Origin of the sequence: Paenibacillus catalpae (assembly GCF_900112695.1) — a bacterium.
Taxonomy (GTDB): domain Bacteria; phylum Bacillota; class Bacilli; order Paenibacillales; family Paenibacillaceae; genus Pristimantibacillus; species Pristimantibacillus catalpae.
Genome location: NZ_FOMT01000005.1, coordinates 44,765 through 69,761, shown reverse-complemented (window position 1 = coordinate 69,761; position 24,997 = coordinate 44,765). Strand labels below are relative to the sequence as shown.

The window sequence follows — 24,997 nt, the reverse complement described above, 5'->3', positions numbered from 1 at the left end:
AGAATTGCTTCGCAATTCTTAGCTTATGCTTACGAAGTAGAATTGCTTCGCAATTCTTTTAGGAGGTACAAATGGGCTCCGTTAATGCTATTTTTATTATTTCCGCCTTCGTGCTGGGCGGTCTCGTTATTCTTAAGCGCGATTCCTTGGCACCGGGTCTTCGCAAGTGGATGGCTATAGCCTCCATCGTGTTAATTGCATTCGCCTTTTTCCTTATTGTGTACAGCTTGTTTACATTGGGAACTTAGGACATGATTGGAAGCTTCACCGGACATACTAGGACAAAATGTGTTCTAGAGGTGATCTTCCGCGAATGAAATGGCTGCCCGTTGTTTTAGCGTTATGTCTTGCTCCAGGCTCGGCTTCGGCCGAACCCGGCAAGCAAGCTGCTTCACATAACCAATCATCTATATCCGTACCGAGGAGGAGTTCGATGAATCACGTACCTAAGCGTTCCGAAACCGCAGTAGAATACCGCTGGAAGCTGGAGGATCTGTTTGCCGATCAAGCTGCCTGGGATAAAGAATATGCCGAGGCCAAAGCTTTGATCAAGAAAGTCGGAGCATTCGAAGGCAAGCTTTCCGACCCGGCACAGCTCAAAGCTTGTTTCGAGCTGGAAGATGAGCTCTCCCTGCATGTCGAACGGCTTTATGTATATTCCAATATGAAGCATCACGAAGATACAGCTGAACCTACTTATCAAGCTTTGTCCGACAAAGCCAAGAAGATCAGCGTTGAAACAGGCGAAGCTCTTTCATACATCACGCCGGAAGTATTGTCGCTGTCGGATGCTGAGCTTGATGCATTAATCGCGAATAAAGATCTTGCGGTATTCAAGCATACTTTGGAAGAAATGCGCCGTCAGAAAGCGCATGTCTTGTCCAAAGCCGAGGAAGCTCTTATGGCGCAGGTCGGCAACGTAAGCTCGGCACCAGGGTCGATCTACAGCATTCTGAACAATGCGGATCTGAAATTCCCTAAGGTGAAGAACGAAGCCGGCGAAGAAGTCGAATTAACGCAAGGACGTTACATTCAATTCCTTGAAAGCAAGAACCGTGAAGTCCGCGCCAATGCTTTCCGCACGATGTACGATACATACGGCAAATTAAAAAATACGATCGCAACTACGCTGAATGCGAACGTGACAAAAAATATTTTCTATGCCCGTGCCCGAAAATACCCATCGGCACTCGGGATGTCGCTGTATGGCGATAACATTCCGGAGAGCGTGTATACGAACCTGATCGACACGATTCATAAGCATCTTCCGCTTATGTACCGTTACATGAACCTCCGCAAGAAGCTGCTAGGCGTTGACGAGCTTCATATGTATGATCTGTTCGCTCCGCTTGTTGATGAGTTCGATATGGAAATTTCGTATGACGAATCGAAAAAAATCGTAAAAGAAAGCTTGAAACCGCTTGGCGAGGACTACTTAAACGTTCTGCAGGACGGCTTCGATAACGGCTGGATTGACGTCTACGAGAACGAAGGCAAACGCAGCGGCGCTTACAGCTGGGGAGCTTTTGGTACCCATCCGTACGTGCTGCTGAACCATAAAGACAACCTGAACAGCATGTTCACCCTGACGCACGAAATGGGCCATGCGCTGCATTCGTACTACTCTGATACAAATCAGAACTACCGTGATGCGCAGTACACGATCTTCCTTGCGGAAGTAGCGTCGACGCTGAACGAAGCGCTGCTGATGGATCATCTGCTCGGCAAGTCTACGGATGCCAAGGAAAAAATGTACCTGCTGACTTACTATGCAGACCAGTTCCGCACGACGGTGTTCCGTCAAACGATGTTTGCCGAGTTCGAGAAAATCATCCATGAGAAAACCGAGCAAGGCGAATCGCTGACTCCGCAGGATCTGAGCAAAATCTACTACGACCTGAACGTGCTCTATTATGGCAAGGACATGGTCGTAGACAAGGATATCGAGATGGAATGGGCACGTATACCGCATTTCTACAACAGCTTCTACGTGTTCAAATACGCAACGGGCTTCTCCGCCGCTACAAGCTTCTCGAAGCAAATTCTCGAAGAAGGCGCTCCGGCCGTTGACCGTTACCTCGGCTTCCTGAAGAGCGGCGGCAGCGACTTCTCCATCAACATCCTGAAAAAGGCCGGCGTCGACATGTCCACTCCGGAGCCTATCGAGCAAGCGATGAGCGTGTTCGAGAGCTTGATTGAGCAAATGGAGGAGTTGACCAAGTAAACTCCTTTGAACATTTATGATGGAGTAGCTCCGGGGACGGAAAGGATCTCCTTCGGCTGCTGTTGGAATCGGGAAACATTGAATGATGCCTGCAGGTACATTCCCGATTCCAAAGGCAGTCGCTTAAAAGCTTTCTGAAAGAAAGCTACTTCGGAAGCATATCCTTTCCCTTAGGAGTTCCTTTCCCTCTCTCTTCACCCTCCCATCGCAACTTGTTCTCCCTCCTCTACTTCGTGTAGAGGGGCAGAAGTAAGACAGACTCGATTGATTTCGAGTCTGTCTTTTTGTTTGGGGAGCCAAGTGTAACTTACTAACTTCTTATCTCGTCTAGAAAGATATGGAAAGGGTGATAAAATGCGTGAAAACAGGGGCTTTATAAGGAGCCTGTTTTTGATCGGTATGGCGACATTACTTTTCGGTCTTGTCGCTTGCAAATCCGAGCCGACCGCTGATGCTCCGCATGCTGCCACAAACGGAGTGCTTGAGTACAAAGAAATACGCTTAAACGAACAGGATGTCGTCAAAACCTTAAAGGCGAACGATATGGAGTTGATGACGGCAGATTCTGCAGACTCCTACTTTCAATTAAATAAAGTGAAGCCTTTAATTTACGCGCTCCCAGGCAAGGAGAAGATCATGGTGTACGTGTATGACAATGCAAAAGGAACGAGCAAGGCGCGGCTCGATTTCGCAGAGCAAACAAAGGGGATGGATATGAATCCCCCTTTATTTTATAACGTCAAAAACGTACTGATCCTGTATCAGCACAATGTGGGCGGCGTCCGTCCTCAAGAAAAAACCGCCCATCATTCCAAAATCGAAACGGCCATCGAGCAGCTGCTAGGTGATGAGATTTACTTCAAGCATAACAAAACCTATAACCTCGCCAAGTTGGAGAGCTTCATGAATAGCTTCAGCAGTCATAAGGTCGATCAAATGAAAATTACATCATTAACGATTGAAGGCGATCCGATCTATACCTATTTGCTAACGGACGGCACCAAGCTGCAATATGCGCAGGATAACAGCGAAGATGCTTTTGCAGGCGGCGACAAAGGCGTATCCAAGACGGAATGCACGGGCATCGAGCAGCAGAGCGTGGAAGGAAGGACTGTTTTCGTTGCAACCGGATGCCAAAGCGGTGATCAAAGATATATTTTAACCGTTCCAGACAGCAAGTAAAGCCATAAACTAGTTTAATAAGCCTTTGATCAGACGGAAAAGAATCCGCGGAACATAGATTAATAAATCCGGAATGGCTTCCAGAATTGCAGGGGTAATATTTTTGGAGGATTTGCGGTTCATAATGACATTCTCCTTTACAGAGAGTTGTAATGATTAAGGTATTTTATAATATAAAAAGGTAGGTTTTACAATGCGCGGCGTATCGTTAAGAACAAAAAACTCCCTCTTGAGGATGCCGGCATCCTCAAGAGGGAGTTTTGATTAGATTTCGCCCCAATAAATTTCGGTCTCATAGTCAAAGGAGATTTGGCCATTTTGCTCCGTAGCGTCGAACAACTGCTGCAGCTCCTTCATTAACGGCTCGTAGTTAGGATGGCCAGGTAATGGCACGTAGGAGGAGGATGACATGCGTCCGCTTAATTGTTCGAAGTTAAGCGGCTGTATAAGCGGGAAGATTGCTTTATGCAGCCCTCCATCTTTGAAGAATGGGATTAGGGAGTCCTGGGAGATGTTTTTGTGACCTACTTTCTCATATTCGATACCGTAGGTCCGGAGCAGCCGGTCGTAGCCCTCCAGGAATGGCGTACCGGTCGTTAACCGGGAGTTCCAGATCAGCACGGCTTTGCCGCCGGGCTTCAGGATCCGCCGGAACTCTGCTTTTGCAGCGGTACGGTCGAACCAATGAAAGGATTGCGCGCAGACGATAAAATCAACGGAGTGATCTGTCAGGCCCGTCTCTTCCGCGGAGCCTGACGCCGCATGAAAGTTCGGATTACCATTTAACTGTTCTACCGCTGCTTGCCGCATATCGGCATTAGGCTCTACTGCAATGACATTACTCCCCTGTTCGAGCAGAAGCTTGGTGAAGATCCCCGTTCCCGCTCCTACATCGGCAATTACAGATTCCGGACGGAACCCTACGGTTTCGTATAAATATTGGATAACTTCATCCGAATAGCTCGGACGGTATTTCACGTATTGATCCACCCGGCTTGAGAAACGCTCCTTGCTGTCCATGTCTTTTCATCTCCTTTATTAATTTAATAGGACAATTAACAGGCACAAAATACCCCTGCCAGGCACTAGCCTTATCACTTCAGGCTAACTCTCTTGCAGGGGTATTGTTTTAGAACAAAGCGCCGATGGCCCAGCCAAGCAGGCCGGCAAAGACCGACGACAGGAGGTTCACCCTATCGTTGTTTAGCGCGGCCAAGCCGCGCACACGCTCCGCCGCCGTCCCGCAATGGGCGGCGCGCTCGGTCTCGCTGCCGCATACCCGGCAGCGGTACATGGCCTGGCCGGTGGCGCCGAGCAGCGAGTCGGCGAAGCATCCGGCCAGGCCGGCGGCAGCGGCGGCGATGAAGACCGCCGCCGCGCCGCCAGGGGCGCTGCCCGCTGCGGCGTAAGCCTGCTGCGGGAGCGCCATCAGCGCTGCCGCGACGCCGCCGATAAAGGCGGCGCCAGCCAGCGCTGCAAGCGTGCCGAGCGGCGTAATCGCGCCGCTCGTGCCCGGTTGTACCCGCTTGCCGGTCGTAATCGACCGCGGCGCGGTACGGCTCAGGGCCCCGATCTCCGTGGCCCATGTATCCGCATTGACGGCGGCCATCACGCCGATATAAGCAAATAGCCAGGCAATGTCCGGCTGAAGGGCATTGCCCGCACACAGCAATAGGCCAATGCCGCCGTTTGCCCATACCTGTCCGGCGTCACGTCTGCCGGTCTTCTCGTAATTCGCTTCCGCTGCAGCTTTGGCCCGGTGGCGTTTCTTCCACTTCGACCACAGGGTCGAAGAGACGAAGAAAGCAATCAAGCAGCCGAACCACACCGGTTCACCCAACGTTACGAATCCCGTCCCCATAATGACGGCAGACCAAGCCCCCGAGCCGGACAACGAACGTGCACGGTACGCCGCAGCAGCTATTAATCCACTGCCGGCAAGACCGGCAAGCAACCTCAGCCACCACTCATCTACCCATCCAACCATGTTCTACTCTCCTCAGACTGACACTCTACTACGAGCCTTCTACCATACCCCAGCCGCTAGCAAAGCTTTATGCCAACGGTCAGGATAGTTCGTGCAAATCATAAGATCCTTATCCAATGAGATCAGCTTGCGGATTGTCCGTTCGTCGTTTGGCGTCCAGGCCATGACCTGGATGCCAGCTTTTTTCAACAATTCTATTCGGGCGGAATTAAGTCGGCCATATTCGATAGACAAGAACTCCGCGCCTAGCTGCTCCAGCTCAACGGGTAATGAGTTGCGCCAACCGTCGAGGATAAGCCCTGTGCGAATGCTGCCACCCGTCAGCTTGTTGGCGTTAAACAACGTTCCGGCATGGAACGAAGTAAGCACAACGCTGTCTTCCATGCCGTAGTCTTTCACAAGCCAGGCGACATAGTCCTCCAGCTTCGGATACCGGATGCCGTCCGTCTTCAGCTCAATATTGAGCCGGATACGCCCGCGGGCTATATCCAGCACTTGACTAAGAGCTGGAACGCCTTCCCCCTTGTATAGGGGCGAGAACCAGCTTCCAGCATCGAGTGCTGCCAATTCCGCCGCCGTCAAGCTTTTTACTTCACCGCGGCCGTTTGTTGTGCGCTTCAGCTTGTAGTCATGAATGACAACCGGTACATTGTCCTTCGACAGCTGTACATCTAGCTCCACCCATTCTACATCCGGCTCATCAATGGCCAATTGAATGGCTGCAAGTGTATTCTCAGGTGCACGTCCGGACCAGCCCCGATGCGCGACACATGAATTTCTCATAGGGCGCCGACCATCCTTTCGCTTTCCTTATTTCGGTATAACGGTACCATCCCCACGCACTTTTACACCAAACGAGATCGCATTCAAACGGCTCAGCACCGTCTTCGCCTTATCGCTGTCAACCGGCTTTGGTTGTGCAAGGTTATTGTTCATCGGAGCAAACTTCAGATCGCAGTCGCCTGATTTCGTGCACACCGCGTTCAGCACGCCGGTATCTGCTGTTGCCCCTTTTGGATACGCGCTAAAAATAAAATTGCCCAGGCTGTAAGCAATCCACTTGCCCTTGTACTGCTCAAATCCCTGCAGAACATGAGGATGACTGCCAATAACAAGATCGGCGCCAGAATCAATGTAGACCCGCGCAAAATCCCGCTGGTACTGTTCCGGATTCTCCGCCTTTTCGATCCCCCAATGAACCATAACAACAACCAGGTCCGCTTTTTCCTTCGCTTTTTTGATAGCTGCCTTGGTTCTTGTATAATCATACGTTTCAGCTACGCCTGCCCGGTTCTTATCCGCCTTCCAGTCACCAGTCGGCACTACCCGGCTAACGCCTATGTAAGCAATCTTAATGCCCTGCGCTTCTTTAATGACCGGTGCAAAAGCTTCCGTGTCGTTCTTGCCCGCGCCCATATGTTTTATGCCCGCCTTGTCGAGATGAGACATGGTATCGAGCAATCCCTCAACACCCTGGTCCAGCGTATGATTATTGGCAAGCGACACAATATCAATGCCTGAATCCTTGAGTGCCGGCAAGGCGCCTGCATCGCCTTTGAACACAAATTGTTTGTCCTCGGCAGGAATGCCCCGGCTTGTCACCGGATATTCCAGATTGGCAGCCGTCAAATCCGGCTCGCTCAGATGAAATAAAGCTTCTTTGTACGGATAGTCGTCACCATACTGCTTCATCATGTCGCCAACGCTCTCCGCCAGCAAAATATCTCCTACGAAGGCGAGACTGACTGTATCTCCTGCCCCGGCTCCTGCAGAGCTGCTGTCTCCCGGCGTTGGACTTGGATCAATCTGCCCGCTTGGATTGTCATCTTCCTTAGTTCCTTCGCTAGCGGCTTCGTCGGTATTCCCTTCATCAGGTGCGGCAGACTCAACAGGAGTCGTTATGACCTCGGGCTCATTGCCTGCTGCAGACTGGTTAGCAGCAGGATCTCCATTAGCCGCTGTCTCTTCTGTTTGCGGTTTGCTGTCCTTATGGAATATGCCACCGTCCTGCATAGAGGCCCATACCGCAACTAGTACAACAATCAGGCCAACCATCATCAAATTCACGGTTAACAGAAGGCGAAATTTCTTTTTACGTCTTCGTTTTTCATGCTGATGCGCTTCAGAACGGGTTGAATACATGAGTCGGCTCCTTTTTAATAGGGTATCGCTTCCATTATAGCAAGGTTGCTTCTATATTGCGAAATTTTCAAAGGCTCTCTGCAATCTCATGCGCCGCTTCTTTCCCCGATCTGATGCAATCCGGCAGACCTACACCGCCAAAGGCCGCACCAGTCACATACACTCCCGGAAGCTCCTCTGACAGACGTTTGCGGAGTCTGGCTGTATTGTCCAGATGCCCTACAGGATATTGCGGCATCGAGCGCGGCAGACGTGTGATTTGTGTGAAAATCGGAACGGCATCAATGCCAAGCACCTTCTGAATATCTTCCAGGACAGCCTTCTTCAGCTCTTCGTCCGGAAGCATGGCCGACTGCTCGTCGCCTGCCCGGCCGACATAACATCTCAGCAGCACTTTATCATCCGGACTCGTGTGCAGCCATTTATTCGATGTCCACGTACAAGCCGTAATCCGGAGTCCTTCCGAGCGCGGGACAAGGAAGCCCGATCCGTCGAAGGTCTTGTCAAACGTTGATTTCTCAAATGCCATGACCACATTCGCAACCGATACATATTGAATGGCGCGAAGCTCGGTCACGTCTACTAACGGCTCAAGCAGATCAGCCGCGTTAAAAGCCGGTATGGTCACAAGCACGTGATCCGCAGGCAAAACTTCGCCCGACTCCAGAACAACCTCGTATCTGGCAGCAGCATCCTCGCCTTCCAGCGGCTTAATCTCCACGACGGTCTCACCCATGCGCCGGTTCACGCTTTGCAGCGCTTGATCAAGAGCATGAACCATCGTGGACAGCCCTTGCTTGAAGCTTAAGAAAACACTATTCTTCAGTTCATCCGGCAAATAGTCCGGCGCCTGTTGGGGCGCTTTGTTCTGCTGCTTGAGCTGCGTTCCGCGAATCAGGCTTCCGTACTGACGTTCCGCTTCTGCAAATTGCGGGAAAGTCGCCTGAATGCTCAGCTTGCTGAGATCACCCGCATAGATGCCGGCCAGAAGCGGTTCCGAGATATGCTTCACAATCTCAGGGCCAATTCTGCGCGACAAAAAATCGCCAAGTGATTCATCGCCTTCCGGCGCGGCGCCAGCCATCTCCAGATCCTGAAGCGACCGCGCTTTGCCTTCTTCCGATAACAAAGTCGTCTGCATAAACGTATCCAAATTCGTCGGAATGCCCAGCACCATACCCTTCGGCATCGGATGCAGCTTGCCATCCCGCATAATATACGAGGTTTTGCCGTTCTCGTTTTGAGCTGTCAGCTCATTTTCAATGCCAAGATCCTTTGCGAGTTCTAATATCGGCAGCTTGCGTGCCAGAAACGAATCCGGACCTCTCTCGATGACAAAGCCGTCACGCTGCAGCGTATTAATTTTTCCGCCAAGGTCAGGCGCGCCGTCCACGATGGTCAGCTGCACCTTTTTCCCCTGCCGCTCCGCTTCCCGCTGCAAATAAAAAGCGGAGCTCAGTCCGCTGATCCCTCCGCCGATAACGACAATTCGATCAATCATTCCGATTCTCCGCATGTTCTTCATCCTTTCACTATTCCAACGAACCGGCTTGGAGCACCGATTCAGCTAACGTTTCCATATATAGGGGATCTTTATTCAGCATGGCAATACGTTCAAGGGTAATCCCCAGCTCGCTTGCCGCTTGCTTTGCCTCAAGATCAAGGTCATACAGCACTTCCAGATGATCAGATACAAATCCGACCGGAGCAACCAGAACAGCTTTGATGCCATCGTCCGCAAGAGTCTTCAGCGTATCCAGAATGTCCGGTCCAAGCCAAGGCTCTCTTGTGCGGCCGGCGCTCTGCCATGTGAACTGCCAAGTCGACTCGTCTACATTCGCCAGCTTCGCAACCGCCTCCGAGGTAGCCAGCAGCTGCTGCTCATACGGATCGCCCATTTCACGGATTTTCTCCGGAAGACTATGTGCACTGAACAATACTTTAACCGGCTTTACATCACCGGATGATGCCGCCAGACGGCTCAAGCCGTCCGTTACGCGTTCGCTAAGGGCCTGAAGCAGCTTCGGATGCAGATGATATTCTTTGACGAATGACATCTTGATGCCAAGCTCGTCTGCTTTTTCCTGTGCACGCTTGATATAAGAACCTACGCTCATAACCGAGTAATGCGGCGCAAGTACGATTCCCACGGCTTCCTTAATGCCGCTCTGCGCCATTTGCTCCACGCCGTCTTCGATATAAGGAACGGCATGCTTCAAGCCTTGATAGCAGACGTAACGGCCAGGAGCCAATTGCTCCAGCTTATCCTGCAAGCCTCCCACTTGACCGTTCGTATTCTCTCGCAGCGGGAATACCCCGCCTACGATCGCTTCATATCGGTCCGTCAGCTCTTTCAGCTGCTCCGGTGTTGGCGCATGGCCGCGGCGGATATGGGTGTAATACGTTTCGACATCCTCAAGACTTTGCGGTGTGCCGTAGGACATGACAAGGACACCAATCTTGTTATTTATCTCAGACATGGCTTGTTTCCTTCCCCTCTCGAGCTGCAATAGCTTTCTCCGAATAGGCGTGAATGAATGCCGTTAATTGCGTTAATTTCTCCAGGGATGCTTCCGGGAACAAGCCATGGCCGAGGTTAAATACAAAGCCCGGCTGCTCCAGCCCCTGATCAATAATCTCTGCAGCGTACGATTCGATGACGCTCATTGGAGCGGTTAGAATAACCGGATCCAGGTTGCCTTGCACGGCATACTTGCCATCCAGACGGCGGCGGCCTTCCGGAATCGAAACGCGCCAGTCAAGTCCGATCACATTGGTCTTCAAATTACGAAGCTCTGGAAGCAGTTCGCCCGAGCTTACGCCAGGGAAATAAATTTTCGGCTGCGGCAAATCCGACAGCTCCGCGAAAATTCTTTCAATCGTCGGCAGCACAAACTTGCTGAAGTCGGCAGGGGTAAGCGCCCCTACCCAGCTGTCGAACAGCTGGAACGCTTTTCCTCCGTTTGCCATATGGGCACGCAAATAAGCGATAACCATATCGCCAAGCTTGTCCATGAGGCTGAACCATACTTTCGGCTCGCTGTACATAAGCGCTTTGGTACGCAGATAGTTTTTCGACGGCTTGCCTTCAATCAGATAGCTCGCAATTGTGAACGGAGCACCCGCGAATGTAATAAGCGGAACTTCCAGCTCTTTGTCCAATATACGGATCGTCTCCAGCACATGGCCAAGATCGCCTTCCACATCAATGGGCTTCAGCCGCTCTACGTCAGCCGCCGTGCGAATCGGATTCGCGATCACTGGACCGATATTAGCGACAATGTCGAAATCAATCCCGATCGAAGCGACCGGGTTCATTATATCCGAATATAAAATAGCCGCATCCACGCCAAGCTTGCGTACTGGCATCATTGTTACCTCTGCCGCCAGCTCAGGCTGCTTGCAAATTTCAAGCAAAGAATATTTCTCTTTAATTTTACGGTATTCAGGATCATAGCGTCCTGCTTGACGCATATACCAAACCGGTACACGGTCTACAAGTTCCTTCCGGCATGCCCGAATGAAACGGTCGTTATAACTCATGTTGCCGTTCCTCATTTCTGTATTTTTTAACTAATTTCAATTATGCCCGTTTTCTCTACCCCTAACAACCATTCTCATCTTGCTTCCTATGACAATAGTATGACAATCAAACTTAACCTGCATGAAGAATCAATGAATATTAAAAAAAGACAGCAGCATGAATCTCCTATCGATAAGGAGCGCCATAACTGCTGTCTATCTTCTCTTATTTTGCGGTTGCCGGCAAGATCGGATTCTTCAGCATTCGCTCATAAGACGGATCGAAATAGGCGGTAAAGGATAGTTCTGCCGTATTCATTCCGCTGTCGGATTGTTGCAAAGAGAACGAATGAACGACAATGAGACGTTTCTGCTGCTGCAGCTGATTCATCCAGCTTTTCACTTGCGTATAGGTGCCAAGCAGAAAAACGTGAACATTCACTTCCTTCACGGTAGGATAAATAGGGTCCACGCTGTCATCCAATGTGTTGAGCTTGTTATCGCCCGGCAGATCGATGGTTGCACTGTTTACTTTCGCCCCTGTCTGCTGGCTTAAGCTCTTGAGACTAACAACCAGCTGCTCCGAATTGTCCCATAGAGGAAGAGCGGCTTGAATATCCTGCTCCGGCAGGCTGCCTTCCCCATTCTGCTTATTCACGCTGGCCTCTAGGGCATTTAACTGCCGTTCTGTCTGATCCGCAAGCTTCTTCTGATCCGACAGCTGGTTACTCGAAGGCTGAAGCAGGACGACATACAGGAGCAGCAGGACAAGAAAAAGCAGCATCATCATAATAAGGCCAAGCGAGCGGTTTTTGGTATTATCCATTATTGTCGGCACCTCCCGTGTCAGCCTGCTGATCATCCGAAGCCTTCGCTGTTTTCCAGGTAACCTCGTAGCTTCCAACCCACTGGCCATTATTATCGGCAAAAGACTGCAGATGGACATTCCCGACAAATGACATGGCCCGAAGGCTGGACAAATAGGTAGACAATGCCGTTAAATCCGGGCTTTTAAACGTGAGAGCAAGATTGCCCGGCTTGTTGTACTCAATGCTTGTAAGCCGGGAGCCGTAAGGCAGACGGTTCGTCAATTCATCCAGAACGGCAACCGCATCCTGCCTGTGCTCATTAATGAACTGAACAACCGCCTCCGGATCGGCGTCTGCTTGCGCTTCTGTATTTTGCGTGGACACCTGCTGCTGGAGCAGGGCTGCTTTATCCTTTAATACCTGCACCGTATGCTCATAATCCGAGATTTGAAGCCTGTTATTCGTATTTAATGCAAGAATAGCACCAAGGCATAGCAGCCATAAAATGCCCGCTATTAATAGCTTGGCCGGAATCTGCTTTGTTTTTCTGGCCCGCTCCGGCATCAGATTAATGCCAGGGCTGGACTTCTCGCGGATAGCGAGGCCAAACGGGATCATATACTCGTCCAGCTTTCTGCGCACTCTCTTGCGAAGAGGCGACTCCAGCTCAACGGTTTCTACCCGCATGTCCGGTTGAGCCTGTTGAAGCTCCGCCGCCAGCTGGGTGCGCCCTGCCAGCTCACCAGCAATAATAGCCTGAACAATACGAGACTCTCCGTCATGGATACTGTACTGATAGAAGCTCAGCAATCTGGAAATCTCGGCGTTAATGCTGGAGATGAGCTCCTGGGTAAATGTTCCATCTATAGAACCGCTGTAGTCATATTCGTTTATCACACGCATGAAGACCGGATGCCCCTGGTGGAACATATACACTTCAACATTGGCTTTATCCAGATGAATCAGCATCGTATTCTCGAGAGAGTCTTTATACTGTGCCTTAATCGCTCTCGCAAAAGCAGTCGAAGCCAGCTCGGCAAACTTTACCTTCAGCCCTGTACTCTCGAGCAGCTCTATGCATTGCTTGATCCATTTTTGCGGTGAAGCATAGACCAGTACATTCGTAGATTGTTCTGCAGACCCGGCCGCAATGTAATCATAGACCGGATCCTCAAACGGAAGATGCAGCGCGGTCTCGACTTCCAGATTAATAAGCTGATCAAGCTCCCTCGAATTTACGGTCCCGATCTGGAGCTTTCGGATAATAATTTGCGATGTCGGAATTGACAGCGTAACGGAAGTGCCGTTAAGCCTTTCTTTCTTTACCCAGTCTTTGAGACTGGAACGAAGCTCTTCCATGTTAGTGAACTGGTCCTCAAGAATGACTCCGTCGGCAAAAGGCAGAAAGCCGGTCCTCTCAATCTCCCAGCCCTTTTTCCTTTTCCTTACTCTCGCGTAGCGTACTCCGCCATGATCGATCGTTAGACCAACACGCTTGTTGCTGTCGAGCATTCTTCCTCACATCCCACTACATCAGAATTGAATGGTAACAATCGATTATCGTATCCCCATAAGCAAAAGACAGCAAAGCACCCAGCAGCAAAAACGGGCCAAACGGAATGGGCTGCTTTCTCTTCACAATCTTGAACAATATCAGCAAGCCGCCAACCAGACTGCCGAAGAAGCAGGCTAATATAAAGGCCGGAATCAGATTTGGCAGGCCAAGTATCCAGCCCAGCAGGAAGATCAGCTTTACATCGCCTAGCCCCATTCCTCCTCTTGTGAGGATGACAACCGCCAGAAGAACCCCGCCTCCGGCGATTGCTCCCCAGACATGAAGCCAGACGGAGGAGTCGTCCGGGAACAGACAGCGCAGTACTAGAAACACAGGCGCAAAAGCTAATAAAATACGATTAGGCAAAAGCATATATTTCAAATCGGATACGGTGAGGATCACCGACATACTGACGAGCAGCAGTCCGATTACCGTATCCCAGCTGTTTCCGAAGGTAAGATAGATCCATGCAAACAATAATCCTGTTGCCAGTTCCCCCATGGGATACAAGGGAGAGATCCGCTTGCCGCATTGCCGGCATTGGCCACGGGACAACATATAGCTGACAACGGGCATCAAATCACGCGGCCTTAACCGGTTGCCGCATTTCGGACATTGCGAAGGCGGCGATACAACCGATAGCTTAATCGGGACACGCAGCCCAACAACGTTAAAAAAGGAGCCTACTATTAAGCCCAAAATGAACAGATAGATCGTAAGAAATAGGGTCATAGGCGGGTTCGCTTTCATTAAAATAAATTTCAGGGGAGCTCATAATGCCCCCCCACGATATTCACAATTTTTACTGTGCCAGAATCTCTGCTTTAGTAAATGGAACGTCATCAGCGGTACCAGTTCCTGTAGATAAAATAATATAATTTCCTGATGCTTCATTACTTACATCAATAATAGTTGTAGCTGGGTCAAGTGCATCTTTTGTGCTAGGTAAATATAGTGGGGCATCTAAAAAACCATCACCTTGTAATGTTGCAAGTGTAATATCTGTATTACCTAGATCACCATTATTTGAATCTGTAGCCCATAAACGAGCAGCGTCATAAATTTGACGTGCTGTTGCCAAATCAGATTTTTCCCTAGTATTCTCAATGATGTTACCAATCAACGGAACCGCAATTACCGCGATAACCGCCAGGATAACGATTACGGCCAGGAGCTCGATCAACGTAAAGCCTTTCTCTTCTTTTTTGAGACGTTTGATTGCTTTTTTCAACATATTGCTCTCCTCCTACAATAATTTGTTTTTGTCTCTTCTATGTTGTATTGCAAGTAAACCCCTTGAAATTACTGCACGCTGGAGTACAGGGTGAACATCGGCAAAATAATGGCCATCACGATCAGTCCGACAACCCCGGCCAAAAATACAATCAACAGAGGTTCGATTAGCGACTTCAGACGATCAACCGTGTTATCGACGTCCATCTCGTAAAAGTCCGCGATCTTGGCCAGCATCTGATCAAGCGATCCGGTCTCTTCCCCTACCGCGATCATCTGCGTTACAAGCGGAGGGAATACCCAAGCTTTCTTAAATGGCTCCGACAAGGAATTCCCCTGCCTCAGCGACTCCCCTGATTTCCGTATGTATTTGCCAATCACTTTGTTGCCTACCACCTCCTCAACAATGGTTAGAGATTGCAGAACCGGCACTGAGCTTGCATAAAGCGAGGATAAGGTCCTCGACATCTGGGCGATTGCGCCCTTTTGCGCCAGCTTGCCGAAGATCGGCATCTTCAGCTTGGCATAATCGATTACATACTTGCCCCGCTCGGTACGCTTGTATAGCTGATAGGCAAGGATGAGAATAACGAGAGCGATAATCCAGTAGTACCATTGATGGGACAAGCTTTTACTTAACGCCAGTACAATCTTCGTAATGGCAGGCAGCTCGGTATCGAAGGATTCAAACATCGTGACGAACTGCGGCACAACGCCCTGCAGCAAATAAATAACGGAAGCTATGGACATCAAGCCAACAACGGTAGGATAAGTCATCGCTGATTTGATCTTCTCTTTGGTCGTATGGGCTTTTTCAAAGAACAGAGCCAGCCGGTCCAATGTCCCTTCCAGATCACCTGTCTCTTCCCCGGCACGGATCATGCTGACAAACAACGGCGGAAACATCCGCTTATGCTCCAGAACAGCCTGCGAGAACGGAATCCCTCTTAGCAGCGCTGAGCTTACTTCAACAAGTGCTTTCTTAAGCGGTTTGCTTTCCGTCTGCTCAGCCAGGATATTAGTTGCTTCTACGATCGTTACCCCTGCGCGGATTAGCGTTGAGAACTGGCGGCAAAAGATTATAAAATGAATGCTTTTAACCGGATTGCCTATGTAAATCTCGGTGGACAGCACGCTTTTGCGGATCTCCTCGACGGAAAGCACCGTCAATCCCCGCTTGCGCAGCTCCTCTACCGCCGATGACTTGTCCATGGCGTTCAGCTTTCCTTGCAGCTGCTTTCCTCCGCCCGTTTTCACATGATAAGCAAATTGCGGCATTAGAGACCTCCTTCCGCCATAAACGGCTTAGCCGCAGATGGATGGACGATGCCGGATTGGAGCAGCTCCTTCACGGACATTTCCAATGTGTGCATGCCTAAGGCACGGCTTGTCTGCATAATGCTTTTGATCTGATGGACCTTTTCCGTCCGGATCAGGTTGGAAACGGCTGGTGTATTCATCAAAATTTCCGTTGTGCAGGCCCTGCCCGTGCCTTCCCGCTTAGGTAGCAGTCTCTGTGACACGATAGTGACAAGCACGGCGGCAAGCTGCGTCCGGACCTGTCCCTGCTGATGTGCGGGAAAAGCATCGATAATTCGGTCTATCGTCTGTGGCGCATCGGTCGTATGCAAGGTGGCCAATACGAGATGACCGGTCTCTGCCGCAGTTATCGCAGCTGATATCGTCTCCAGGTCTCGCATCTCGCCAACCAGGATGACATCAGGATCTTGTCGGAGTGCGGCCCGAAGACCAGTTGAGAAGCTGCCCGTATCCTGACCGACTTCCCTTTGATCAATAATGGAGGACTGGCTTGTATGTATAAATTCAATCGGATCCTCAAGTGTGACAATATGTTTGGCCTGTGTCCGGTTAATATGATCAATAAGGGCAGCCAGCGTAGAAGATTTCCCGCTTCCCGTTGGGCCGGTCACAAGGATAAGCCCTTGATGCTTATCCGACAAAGAGGCTAGCGATAGCGGCAGCTGCAGCTGCTCAATGGTCGGAATCTGTGTCGGTATTGTTCTTGCAGCTAGGCTTATGCAGCCTCTTTGCTTATAAACATTCAGCCTGAAACGGCAGTAACCCGGCAACGCAAGAGAGAGATCCACCTCTCCTGTCATGCGAAGCTTGTCCTCTTGTTCACTCGTCAACAGCCTTAGCGCCATCGCTTCTGCTTCTTTAGCGGTAATTGCGGAATCCCCTAACTTACGAAGCTCTCCATTAATCCGGAATGTCGGCGCATTGCCAACAGATAGATGCAAATCCGATGCCCGCAGCTCGTGAGCCTGTTTAAGTAAATCGAATATAAGTTCACTATGCATGGCTGTCCCCCTAAAAAGAATGACCACATAAATATCTGCATAAATGTGGTAATTCTTACTTCGTAAGCATTACCTTAATTGGCTACTGTCTCTCGGAGAACTTCCTGCAGCGTTGTAATGCCGCGCGTGACTTTTTCCAATCCGTCATCCATGAGCTGGATCATCCCCTGCTTTGCCGCAGCCTCGCGGAGCTCGCTCAGAGAGCCGTTTATCGTAATTAACTCGCGGATTTCATTATTGATATGTAACACTTCATGAATCGCCACCCTGCCTCGGTAACCCGTAATCCCGCAGTTGCCGCAGCCTCTGCCGCGGTACAACGTATCGGCTTGAATTCCGCGGCTCCGCAGAAACAGTCTTTCCTGATCGGTAGGCTCCTGCGGTTCCTTGCAGTCATTGCAAATCCGGCGAACGAGACGCTGGGCAACAACACCGATAAGTGAAGAAGCGATCAGGTATGGCTCCACTCCCATGTCCCGGAATCTTGTAATGGAGCTGACAGAATCATTCGTATGCAGCGTTGACAGCACCAAGTGACCGGTCAGGGAAGCGCGAATCGCGATCTCTGCCGTTTCCGTATCCCGGATTTCGCCGACCATTACGACGTTAGGATCCTGTCGCAAAATAGAACGTAAGCCCGTTGCGAACGTTAATCCGATTGTCGGGCTCACCTGCACCTGATTAATGCCGTCAAGCTGATATTCCACCGGATCCTCAACCGTAATAATATTGGTGTCTTCCTCGTTTAAATGGCTGAGAGCGGAATACAGCGTAGTTGTTTTCCCGCTGCCCGTTGGTCCGGTTATGAGCAGAATGCCATAAGGACGTTCAATCATTCCCTTGAAGACATGAACGTTATGGTTATTGAAGCCCAATTGATCAATCGCTTTAACGCCGGTGCTAAGATCAAGAAGCCGGAGTACGATTTTCTCCCCGTGAATGGTAGGCAAGGAAGAGACGCGGATATCAACGGTCTTGAATTCGAACTGCATCTTCATCCGGCCGTCCTGCGGCAGCCTTCGTTCAGCGATATTCAACTTGGACATAATCTTGAGCCTTGCTGTAATAAAGCCTTGCATTTGTTTCGGAATGGCCCGTTCTGTACGCAGCACGCCGTCAATCCGGTAACGGATAGTAACGCTGGTCTCGCCCGGGTCAACGTGAATATCAGAGGCTCTAAGCTGTACGGCCTGCTGAATCATCTGGTTGACGAGACGGACGACGGGTGAATCTTCATCGGTAATTTCGGTCTCACGGATTTCTTCCTGTGTGGGAAGATCAATCATCATCTGACTCATCGAGTCCTGCAGGCCGTAATGTCTTGCAATGGCCCGCTGCAGTTCATCTTTGCTGGAAATAGCAGGTTCGATTCGGAAGCCTGTGCTCATGCGCAGTTCTTCGATCGCGAAGTAATCAAGAGGATCTGCCATTGCGACCATCAGCTTGCCGCCGTCTTTGTGAAGCGGGATCGCCTGATAGCGCTTGGCCATGCTTTCGGGGATGATCTGGGTAATTTCCGGATCAATCTGATATTTGTACAAACTGACATGCGGTATGCCTAGCTGAAACTCCAGAACTTCAATGAGCTGCTGCTCGGTTATGTAGCCTTGCGCGATCAGTAAATCGCCTAGCTTTTGCTTTGATTTGCCCTGCTCTTGCAGCGCCTTCTGCAGCTGTTCTTCGGATATTATGGCGCTTTCGACCAATAAATCTCCCAGTCTCTTCTTAATAGCCACCATCTCATAACAGCCCCATTCTCTTCTTTCTTTACATTTATGCTATAAACGCCATCGAATCAGGGTTCTTTATACCCAAGATTCTAGACCAGAGAACCATTTTTGGCAATATTTATTATATTACTTATTGCATCTATCGACCTGCTGACTTACACTGATTATAGCGCAATATTACTAGATTTCAAGAAATATTTTGGGTATTTGGAACTATGTTGACGAAATGTAAAATAGGAGGATAGAACTATGAAACTAGCTGGTTTTCAGAAAAGAATTTCCATCACCCTAGCCGTTACTCTCCTTGCGTCGGTATTTGCGTTTTTAGGCTATCCGGTCAAGGAAGCCGAAGCGGCGTATACGTTTGACACCGGACTGGTGGCACTGAAATCTGTCGGAAAAGGAAAATATGTGAGGGTAACATCGGGCAATACTACTCCTGCTGCCAATTCTTCTGATGTTTGGAAAGAAGAACTGTTCATACTGGAGAAGTCAGGCAGCAGCTATACTTTGAAATCAAACCATACAGGAAAATATCTGACGGCTAGTAACGACAGCTCATTGACTGCAAGCAGCGATTCGAATACGAATGATAATCAGAAATTTACAATTATATCTCATTCGGATGGAACAGTTTCATTCAGGTCTATAGGCAATAGCAGGTATGTTAGTACCACTTCATCTAATAGTAATCTGCGGCTTAGTGACAGTACTACTATTGAAAGCTCTCAGAAATTCAAGCTTACTTCCTTCCGTGATGTCATCCGCATTCTCGAAGTAACCGAGTCCGGAACATCGGATCTTTCCTCCATACTCGGCAGCAGCTCCCCCGTTCCATTTGCCATTGATACATACAGCATGAAGGAATTTGTTGCTTCTCGCGATGATTTGGACGGTAAATACGATGCGATATACATCGGCAAGGGAACCTTGGTCGACAAAAATAACAATGCAAAAACGCCGTACAACATGTCCCTGCTCAGCACGCAATCTCAGGGAAGTTCGTCGCAAAGCAACAGTCATAATACAAGCAGCATTCAGAACGATATCACGCAGCTAAAGGCGAATGAAATCAAGAACGATTTTATTACCAAAGGGCTGCCGGTTGTCTTATACAACGATACTAACAGCCGGAACGGCATTGAGTATCAGGCCGACCTGAGCTCAAGTTCTAAAGGACTGCTGAAAAAGAATTTCCTGCCGTATAAGACCGATACTGTTTCAAATGTCGTATTTGTTAATGAATCGGATATATCATCTTCCAATGATTTTATTGAACAGACTAATCTGCTCGAGAAAGCGAATATACGCCCGCAATTGACGGTAACGAGCAAACCAACCGACTATACTGCAAACCAGGCTAGTCCATATAAGGCAGGAGACGCAATATCGTTCAATTACACCATTACCAATGCAGGGGATATCAGTCAGAAAAATATCGAGGTTAATCTGTATATTAGTACAGACAGTGCACTTCCGTTTGGAGCTGAACAGGTTGTAGCTACCAAGCAGGCTGACAGCACGACAGGAACGATTTCTTATACGCTGCCAAAAGGTTATTCCGGCATTCAATATTGGCGGCTTGAAGCGGTTGATTTCAACACCAAGCTGAAGGATTATGCTTCGGGGGTTTATCGTTTCCAGGATCAGAAGATTAGTATCAAGGTCCTTCAAGTTATGCCTAATGACAGCAACGCAAGTACGCTGAAGGATACGAATAACATGAGATCGTCTTATCTCATTCCAACAACCGGTAATAATAAAGACGCTTATAGCATCAGCATCGATGTCATGAATATGAATACGTTTAACAGCACAGGCTACCAAACCTTGAACGGTAAATACGATATGCTTATCTTTGGCTTTGGCGATATCTACAACAACAACGCCCCAATCAGCGACAATGCGGCGGCGGCTGTTATTCAATTTATCAACACTAAGCAAAGCGTCATGTTTACTCATGATACGATTTATAACAGCAGCAACTCGAGCAGCAGCAACTGGCTGAATAAATTCCAGACCATTACCGGTCAGATTGCTCCACGCACCGATCTTGGTCTCGGAGCACCAGAATCTTCAACAGCAACAGAAAAAGTGAATGACGGCTTATTAACGCAGTTCCCTTTTCTATTGAGCAATACAACCAATGTAGCAAACACCCACAACCAGTATTACACGCTTGATTTGGAGGATTCGACCGTTATCCCTTGGTATAACATGAGCGGCGGCAAGCGAACGGTCGGTGACAGCTGGAATTCCTACTACACCTATTCGAAAGGGAATGTAACGTATTCGGGCTCCGGACATACGAACAACAGATTCCCCGACTGGGAGCAGCAGCTGTTTGTCAATACGATGTACCGGGCTTATCTCGGCTCCAATCATGCACCGCAGCTGACGGTTAATTCGCCAGTAGAGTACAATGCAACAAGCAATAATTTTATTCCGTCATACCAAAATATTCTGCTGAACTATCAGGTGGATGACTTTGACCTTGCGGACCGTGAGCTGAAAACAACAGTAACCTTTGTTTATGACGGCCAGTCTCATGAGATCTTCAAGGACAAGACCATGCTAACCGGCAGCACAATTAACCAGCAAATTGCCAATCCGCTTCCAAATGGCGGAAATCTCAAGATCGAAATTACCGCCAAAGATAAAAGCGGCGCGGTGGTTAGCCAAACGATTAATGTAAAAATCGTCAAAGTAGAATCCAATATGGATCTGAGCCGCACAGTATCCAGCAACGTCATGGATAACCGCGTACAGACCAATACAAATGCTACCTTCACTTATACCGTTACGCCAAAGGCAATTGCATCAAGCAGCGCCTTGTCCGCCGACAAGATGAAGATTACAAACCTTACATTCAGCGAAACATTGCCTGCGAAGCTGGAGGTGACCAGCCTTCCATCTGGCTGGACGAAAACCGGGACAGCAGCAACCGGATATACCATCACCGGAACACTCGATACCATAACGTACACCTTAAGCGGCAGCAGCTATATAGCTTCCCCCGTATCGTTCCAGATTGGAGTGAAGCCTACGGCGGACGGCTTGTACCCGCTCCAGAATGCAGTTCTTACGTTTAATGATATTGGCCAACAATCTGCTAGATCCTTGTCATTCCCTGGTTATATTCTGGAGGCTATAACCAGACTGACCTCGCTTAGTTTAACTAATACAACGCTGCTTGTTGGCGACAGCCGGAGGATGATTCCTACGTTTGCACCAGCTAATGCAACTTATGGTTCCAGTTACATTTGGGAATCGGACCGTCCGGACCTTGTAACCGTGGACAGCTCCGGCATCATGAAAGGTATTGCAGCCGGTACAGCCCGTATTACCGCAAGAGCAACCGATGGCAGCGGATTATCCGCAACAGCAGCCGTTAATGCCATTGTTCCTGGACTAAATATCACTGGTCAAGACCGTGTCGCATCAGGAGATACGATTAACCTCACGGCTAACCTGCATACCGCCGATTATGAGAAAATAACAAGCTACCAGTGGAGCATAAAAGAAGGCTCAAGCAACATCAGTCTAAACGGAACAACGAGCAGTACCGTCGCCGTCACCGGCAAAAACGTAGGAAATGCTACGGTCCGCCTGTCGGTTGCGACAGATCAGAGCCACACTTACACAAAAGAGATGAGTATCACCGTATTTAAAAAAGTAACTTCAATTACTTTGACCGGTACAACCCTGATTGTTGGCTCCACCTATCAGCTTAATCCTGTCGTGCGTCCAACTGACGCATCCAATAAAGCGGTAGATTGGCTGCCGAGCAGCAACTCAAGCGCAGCAACCGTGAGCAGCTCCGGATTGGTTACCGCTGTAGGCGTTGGGGAAGCTACCATTACCGTACAGGCTCAAGACGGCAGCGGGGTGACAGGCAGCGCCGTCATTAAGGTTATTGATCCTATTCCGCAAATTTCCGGTCCAAGCATCATAGAGCTGGGAACGGATGGAACACTCTCTGTCGACCTGTCGACGGCAACAGGCGATGAGATTACGTCTTATGAATGGACGGTTACAGACGGCATAGGTCAGGTTGTGGTGAAGGGCTCTACATCAAGCAAATCGCTGACTTTTACCGGAAAAAAAGCAGGAAAAGCCAGGATCAAAGTTACGGTTCATACAAAGAACGGCAAAACCTATACGGCAGAACAGGAGATAATCGTCAAATCGGTTACTCTTCGACTGGAAAACACTTACCGTATCAAGGTAGGCAATTACAAGGATCTGTTTGCTGCCCTTGCTTCCAGTCCAGCTTCAGGAAAAACCAATATTAAAGCCGATCTGCAGTGGTCGTCGAGCAACACCTCCATTGCCACGGTAGACAGTAATGGCCGCGTTACCGGTGTGAAGACCGGCACAGTGAAGGTTACGGTCACTTACAAAAACGATCCATCCATTAAAGCCGAGACGACCATCATTGTAGAACGAACAACAAACGGCGAGAAATATTAATAATAATTAAAACAAGGAGCTGCCCTGGGGCAGCTCCTTTTCCTTTTTGGTTCACGCCATGCACTAGGTACCGGTTGAGGATACCAGCTGCTTTTTCCCCACAGTAACGCTTAACTTCTCGACGCGGGGCAAGCCTTCATATTGGTTCTCGAAGAAATCATAATCGTAGTTGATAATAAACCGCGAGTCTTCTTTGGTAAGCGTGCTTTGTTGATCAAATATAATATCCGAACCTCCGGCAGAGGTTTTGCCGAGAACGGCATTAATCGTTAAATTCCCCTTCGAAAAGAAGCCGCCTCGGAGCCAAAAAATCGAACCAACGCCATACAACTCCGCATCCTCATCGGTATAAAAGAAGGCATCAAGGATGTGGGAATTAGAGTCGTCGCTTGGGTCAAACTTGCCGTAATCATTGAAGGAGTCAACCTTGTTAACCAAGACCGGCCCTTTTGAGATCAGGATCAGCTGCTTTCGCTCCCCGTTAGTTTGAATGCCTTTTATTTGTGCATCTTCAATGGTTGTACTCCCAAGTGTAAATACTGTTGAATCCACCTGTACATTATCGCTTATGAACACATTGCCCGTAACCAGAATATTTGCCTTCACAACGAGCGGATCACTCGAATAGTTCGAAACGGTCAGATCCCCGTTTACAATGAGCCATTTATGTTTGTTCTCTTTAGCGTCATCGGTATAGATCAGGCTTTTGTAATCCAAGCCATCCAGCTTCAAGTCTCCATTATATAGAACCGTGCTGGATAAGGAATTGAATTGAGCGAAATAGGCTTCATAGTCCGATAAGGCATTATTATAAGCATCCATGGCTGCCGTATCGTCCAAATCCGTAGGCAGAGTTGGCTTGTCGGGAGAGCCGGATGTTACTGTAATTCCGCTGCCATTCTTCAAAACAGCAGCCAGATTATTGAACCTGCCCGTATCTCCGCTATGCGCCAAGGCATAATCAACGGCAGACTTAATGCTGTTACGGTCAACCTTTGTTGCTTCTTCTACCTTATCAATAAAGGACTCAGCTACGTTAATGGAGATAAACTTCTTCTGATCGCGAAGCTGCACCTGGTTGTTCTCCACCCCAAGAATCTGCTGTAAAGTCAGATTTGTTCGGGAATACGGCTGGTATTTGCCGCTGACCTTATCAAACACCTGAATTGAATCCATATTTTGGATAAAAATATCGCCTTTAAAATATGGATACTTCGTCTCTTTTGTTTTATTTGGATCGTTGTTATAAATGTATTTGGCGGTATCGTCAATAAGGAACTCGTGACCGGCATAAATATTGCCAAGCCCATAGGCGGCACCGTTTATAATGACGTCATTTTCCGAACCAAAAGCATAATTCAGGAAATCCGGGTAAGCCGCTATTGTTATCTGCTGGGTAAGCCGTCTTTTCACTTGATTAACTTCTGCCTCTGCGGTCAGATTGACCTTATAGCTTGTCTGATCACCAACGCTTACCTGCTCGGTTGATATATCAATAATTCTCCCGCTTGCATCCGGCAGACTGGTATTAGTCGTCTTCTTCTTCAGATCATCAACTTTCCGCATAAGAAGCGAGAGTTCCTCCGGAGCGATATCTTCTCTGCCGTCAAACTCCGTGACGAGATAGGATGCCGCTTCACTTAACGTTTTTTCCGCCAGATGAAGACTCTGTACATCATTTTCTCTCGTCTCGGCCCGTGTTGCTCCGCCAAGCGTTGAACTGACGACAGCCGTTCCCAATATCGTCAGCAGCAAAATCATAAACAGAACCATCACAAGCGCATAACCGCGTTCCTTCTCGCTTTGCATGCACCTTCCT

General features: G+C 49.1%; 19 protein-coding genes. 4 read left to right on the top strand and 15 right to left on the bottom strand.

Going from position 1 to position 24,997, the window contains the following annotated elements:
• Window positions 1–71 precede the first annotated feature (71 nt).
• The 3 genes from BM200_RS30095 (at window position 72) to BM200_RS21650 (ending at window position 3,406) form a co-directional block, all read left to right on the top strand.
• Window positions 72–248: a hypothetical protein gene (locus BM200_RS30095; protein WP_175532963.1), complete on the top strand. Its 177-nt coding sequence runs from the start codon at window positions 72–74 to the stop codon at window positions 246–248.
• Window positions 249–433: 185 nt separating this feature from the next.
• Window positions 434–2,224: an oligoendopeptidase F gene (gene pepF, locus BM200_RS21655; protein ID WP_091188746.1), complete on the top strand. Its 1,791-nt coding sequence runs from the start codon at window positions 434–436 to the stop codon at window positions 2,222–2,224.
• Window positions 2,225–2,623: 399 nt separating this feature from the next.
• Window positions 2,624–3,406 carry a DUF4362 domain-containing protein gene (locus BM200_RS21650; protein ID WP_245773135.1) on the top strand — a complete coding sequence of 261 codons (783 nt, stop codon included), beginning with the start codon at window positions 2,624–2,626 and terminating at the stop codon, window positions 3,404–3,406.
• Window positions 3,407–3,670: 264 nt separating this feature from the next.
• On the opposite strand, the gene BM200_RS21645 is transcribed toward BM200_RS21650, so the two are convergent.
• The 14 genes from BM200_RS21645 to BM200_RS21580 form a co-directional block, all read right to left on the bottom strand.
• A complete protein-coding gene (locus BM200_RS21645) occupies window positions 3,671–4,426 on the bottom strand; it encodes a class I SAM-dependent methyltransferase (RefSeq protein WP_091188744.1) in 756 nt (251 codons plus the stop codon).
• Between the two features lie 109 nt (window positions 4,427–4,535).
• On the bottom strand, window positions 4,536–5,393 hold the full coding sequence (locus BM200_RS21640) for a DUF92 domain-containing protein (RefSeq protein WP_091188743.1): 858 nt from the start codon (window positions 5,391–5,393) through the stop codon (window positions 4,536–4,538).
• A 39-nt stretch (window positions 5,394–5,432) separates the two neighbouring features.
• Window positions 5,433–6,176, bottom strand: coding sequence for a glycerophosphodiester phosphodiesterase (locus BM200_RS21635; protein ID WP_091188742.1), 744 nt, complete (start codon window positions 6,174–6,176; stop codon window positions 5,433–5,435).
• A gap of 27 nt (window positions 6,177–6,203) precedes the next feature.
• Window positions 6,204–7,535: a CapA family protein gene (locus BM200_RS21630; protein WP_091188741.1), complete on the bottom strand. Its 1,332-nt coding sequence runs from the start codon at window positions 7,533–7,535 to the stop codon at window positions 6,204–6,206.
• Window positions 7,536–7,602: 67 nt separating this feature from the next.
• A complete protein-coding gene (gene hemG, locus BM200_RS21625; RefSeq protein WP_245773120.1) occupies window positions 7,603–9,051 on the bottom strand; it encodes a protoporphyrinogen oxidase in 1,449 nt (482 codons plus the stop codon).
• 16 nt (window positions 9,052–9,067) lie between these two features.
• Window positions 9,068–10,015 carry a ferrochelatase gene (hemH, locus tag BM200_RS21620; RefSeq protein WP_175532961.1) on the bottom strand — a complete coding sequence of 316 codons (948 nt, stop codon included), beginning with the start codon at window positions 10,013–10,015 and terminating at the stop codon, window positions 9,068–9,070.
• A complete protein-coding gene (gene hemE / locus BM200_RS21615) occupies window positions 10,008–11,078 on the bottom strand; it encodes a uroporphyrinogen decarboxylase (RefSeq protein ID WP_091188740.1) in 1,071 nt (356 codons plus the stop codon). Before hemE ends, hemH begins: the two co-directional genes overlap by 8 nt.
• Window positions 11,079–11,283: 205 nt before the next feature.
• On the bottom strand, window positions 11,284–11,883 hold the full coding sequence (locus BM200_RS21610) for a hypothetical protein (RefSeq protein WP_091188739.1): 600 nt from the start codon (window positions 11,881–11,883) through the stop codon (window positions 11,284–11,286).
• Window positions 11,876–13,378, bottom strand: coding sequence for a pilus assembly protein PilM (gene pilM, locus BM200_RS21605; protein ID WP_091188738.1), 1,503 nt, complete (start codon window positions 13,376–13,378; stop codon window positions 11,876–11,878). The genes BM200_RS21610 and pilM overlap by 8 nt, the downstream gene beginning before the upstream one ends.
• A 16-nt stretch (window positions 13,379–13,394) precedes the next feature.
• Window positions 13,395–14,153, bottom strand: a complete 759-nt coding sequence (locus tag BM200_RS21600; RefSeq protein ID WP_091189276.1) for a prepilin peptidase — start codon at window positions 14,151–14,153, stop codon at window positions 13,395–13,397.
• A 70-nt stretch (window positions 14,154–14,223) separates the two neighbouring features.
• On the bottom strand, window positions 14,224–14,655 hold the full coding sequence (locus tag BM200_RS21595; RefSeq protein WP_091188737.1) for a type II secretion system protein: 432 nt from the start codon (window positions 14,653–14,655) through the stop codon (window positions 14,224–14,226).
• 68 nt (window positions 14,656–14,723) lie between these two features.
• Window positions 14,724–15,932 carry a type II secretion system F family protein gene (locus tag BM200_RS21590; RefSeq protein WP_091188736.1) on the bottom strand — a complete coding sequence of 403 codons (1,209 nt, stop codon included), beginning with the start codon at window positions 15,930–15,932 and terminating at the stop codon, window positions 14,724–14,726.
• Window positions 15,932–16,975, bottom strand: a complete 1,044-nt coding sequence (locus tag BM200_RS21585; RefSeq protein ID WP_091188735.1) for a type IV pilus twitching motility protein PilT — start codon at window positions 16,973–16,975, stop codon at window positions 15,932–15,934. Before BM200_RS21585 ends, BM200_RS21590 begins: the two co-directional genes overlap by 1 nt.
• Before the next feature lie 74 nt (window positions 16,976–17,049).
• Entirely contained in the window at window positions 17,050–18,714 is a 1,665-nt protein-coding gene (locus BM200_RS21580; protein ID WP_091188734.1) for a GspE/PulE family protein, read from the bottom strand.
• Window positions 18,715–18,954: 240 nt separating this feature from the next.
• Between BM200_RS21580 and BM200_RS21575 the strand changes: the two genes are divergently transcribed.
• The gene (locus BM200_RS21575) at window positions 18,955–23,178 is read left to right on the top strand and encodes an Ig-like domain-containing protein (RefSeq protein WP_091188733.1); all 4,224 of its coding nucleotides are present in this window, start codon (window positions 18,955–18,957) and stop codon (window positions 23,176–23,178) included.
• A 63-nt stretch (window positions 23,179–23,241) separates the two neighbouring features.
• On the opposite strand, the gene BM200_RS21570 is transcribed toward BM200_RS21575, so the two are convergent.
• The gene (locus tag BM200_RS21570) at window positions 23,242–24,987 is read right to left on the bottom strand and encodes a hypothetical protein (RefSeq protein WP_091188732.1); all 1,746 of its coding nucleotides are present in this window, start codon (window positions 24,985–24,987) and stop codon (window positions 23,242–23,244) included.
• Window positions 24,988–24,997: the final 10 nt, after the last annotated feature.

Excerpts from the sequence above, each read along its gene's own strand:
- BM200_RS30095 (WP_175532963.1), top strand. The coding sequence starts at position 72 with ATGGGCTCCGTTAATGCTATTTTTATTATTTCCGCCTTCGTGCTGGGC.
- pepF (WP_091188746.1), top strand. The coding sequence starts at position 434 with ATGAATCACGTACCTAAGCGTTCCGAAACCGCAGTAGAATACCGCTGG.
- BM200_RS21650 (WP_245773135.1), top strand. The coding sequence starts at position 2,624 with ATGGCGACATTACTTTTCGGTCTTGTCGCTTGCAAATCCGAGCCGACC.
- BM200_RS21645 (WP_091188744.1), bottom strand. The coding sequence starts at position 4,426 with ATGGACAGCAAGGAGCGTTTCTCAAGCCGGGTGGATCAATACGTGAAA.
- BM200_RS21640 (WP_091188743.1), bottom strand. The coding sequence starts at position 5,393 with ATGGTTGGATGGGTAGATGAGTGGTGGCTGAGGTTGCTTGCCGGTCTT.
- BM200_RS21635 (WP_091188742.1), bottom strand. The coding sequence starts at position 6,176 with ATGAGAAATTCATGTGTCGCGCATCGGGGCTGGTCCGGACGTGCACCT.
- BM200_RS21630 (WP_091188741.1), bottom strand. The coding sequence starts at position 7,535 with ATGTATTCAACCCGTTCTGAAGCGCATCAGCATGAAAAACGAAGACGT.
- hemG (WP_245773120.1), bottom strand. The coding sequence starts at position 9,051 with ATGCGGAGAATCGGAATGATTGATCGAATTGTCGTTATCGGCGGAGGG.
- hemH (WP_175532961.1), bottom strand. The coding sequence starts at position 10,015 with ATGTCTGAGATAAATAACAAGATTGGTGTCCTTGTCATGTCCTACGGC.
- hemE (WP_091188740.1), bottom strand. The coding sequence starts at position 11,078 with ATGAGTTATAACGACCGTTTCATTCGGGCATGCCGGAAGGAACTTGTA.
- BM200_RS21610 (WP_091188739.1), bottom strand. The coding sequence starts at position 11,883 with ATGGATAATACCAAAAACCGCTCGCTTGGCCTTATTATGATGATGCTG.
- pilM (WP_091188738.1), bottom strand. The coding sequence starts at position 13,378 with ATGCTCGACAGCAACAAGCGTGTTGGTCTAACGATCGATCATGGCGGA.
- BM200_RS21600 (WP_091189276.1), bottom strand. The coding sequence starts at position 14,153 with ATGACCCTATTTCTTACGATCTATCTGTTCATTTTGGGCTTAATAGTA.
- BM200_RS21595 (WP_091188737.1), bottom strand. The coding sequence starts at position 14,655 with ATGTTGAAAAAAGCAATCAAACGTCTCAAAAAAGAAGAGAAAGGCTTT.
- BM200_RS21590 (WP_091188736.1), bottom strand. The coding sequence starts at position 15,932 with ATGCCGCAATTTGCTTATCATGTGAAAACGGGCGGAGGAAAGCAGCTG.
- BM200_RS21585 (WP_091188735.1), bottom strand. The coding sequence starts at position 16,975 with ATGCATAGTGAACTTATATTCGATTTACTTAAACAGGCTCACGAGCTG.
- BM200_RS21580 (WP_091188734.1), bottom strand. The coding sequence starts at position 18,714 with ATGGTGGCTATTAAGAAGAGACTGGGAGATTTATTGGTCGAAAGCGCC.
- BM200_RS21575 (WP_091188733.1), top strand. The coding sequence starts at position 18,955 with ATGAAACTAGCTGGTTTTCAGAAAAGAATTTCCATCACCCTAGCCGTT.
- BM200_RS21570 (WP_091188732.1), bottom strand. The coding sequence starts at position 24,987 with ATGCAAAGCGAGAAGGAACGCGGTTATGCGCTTGTGATGGTTCTGTTT.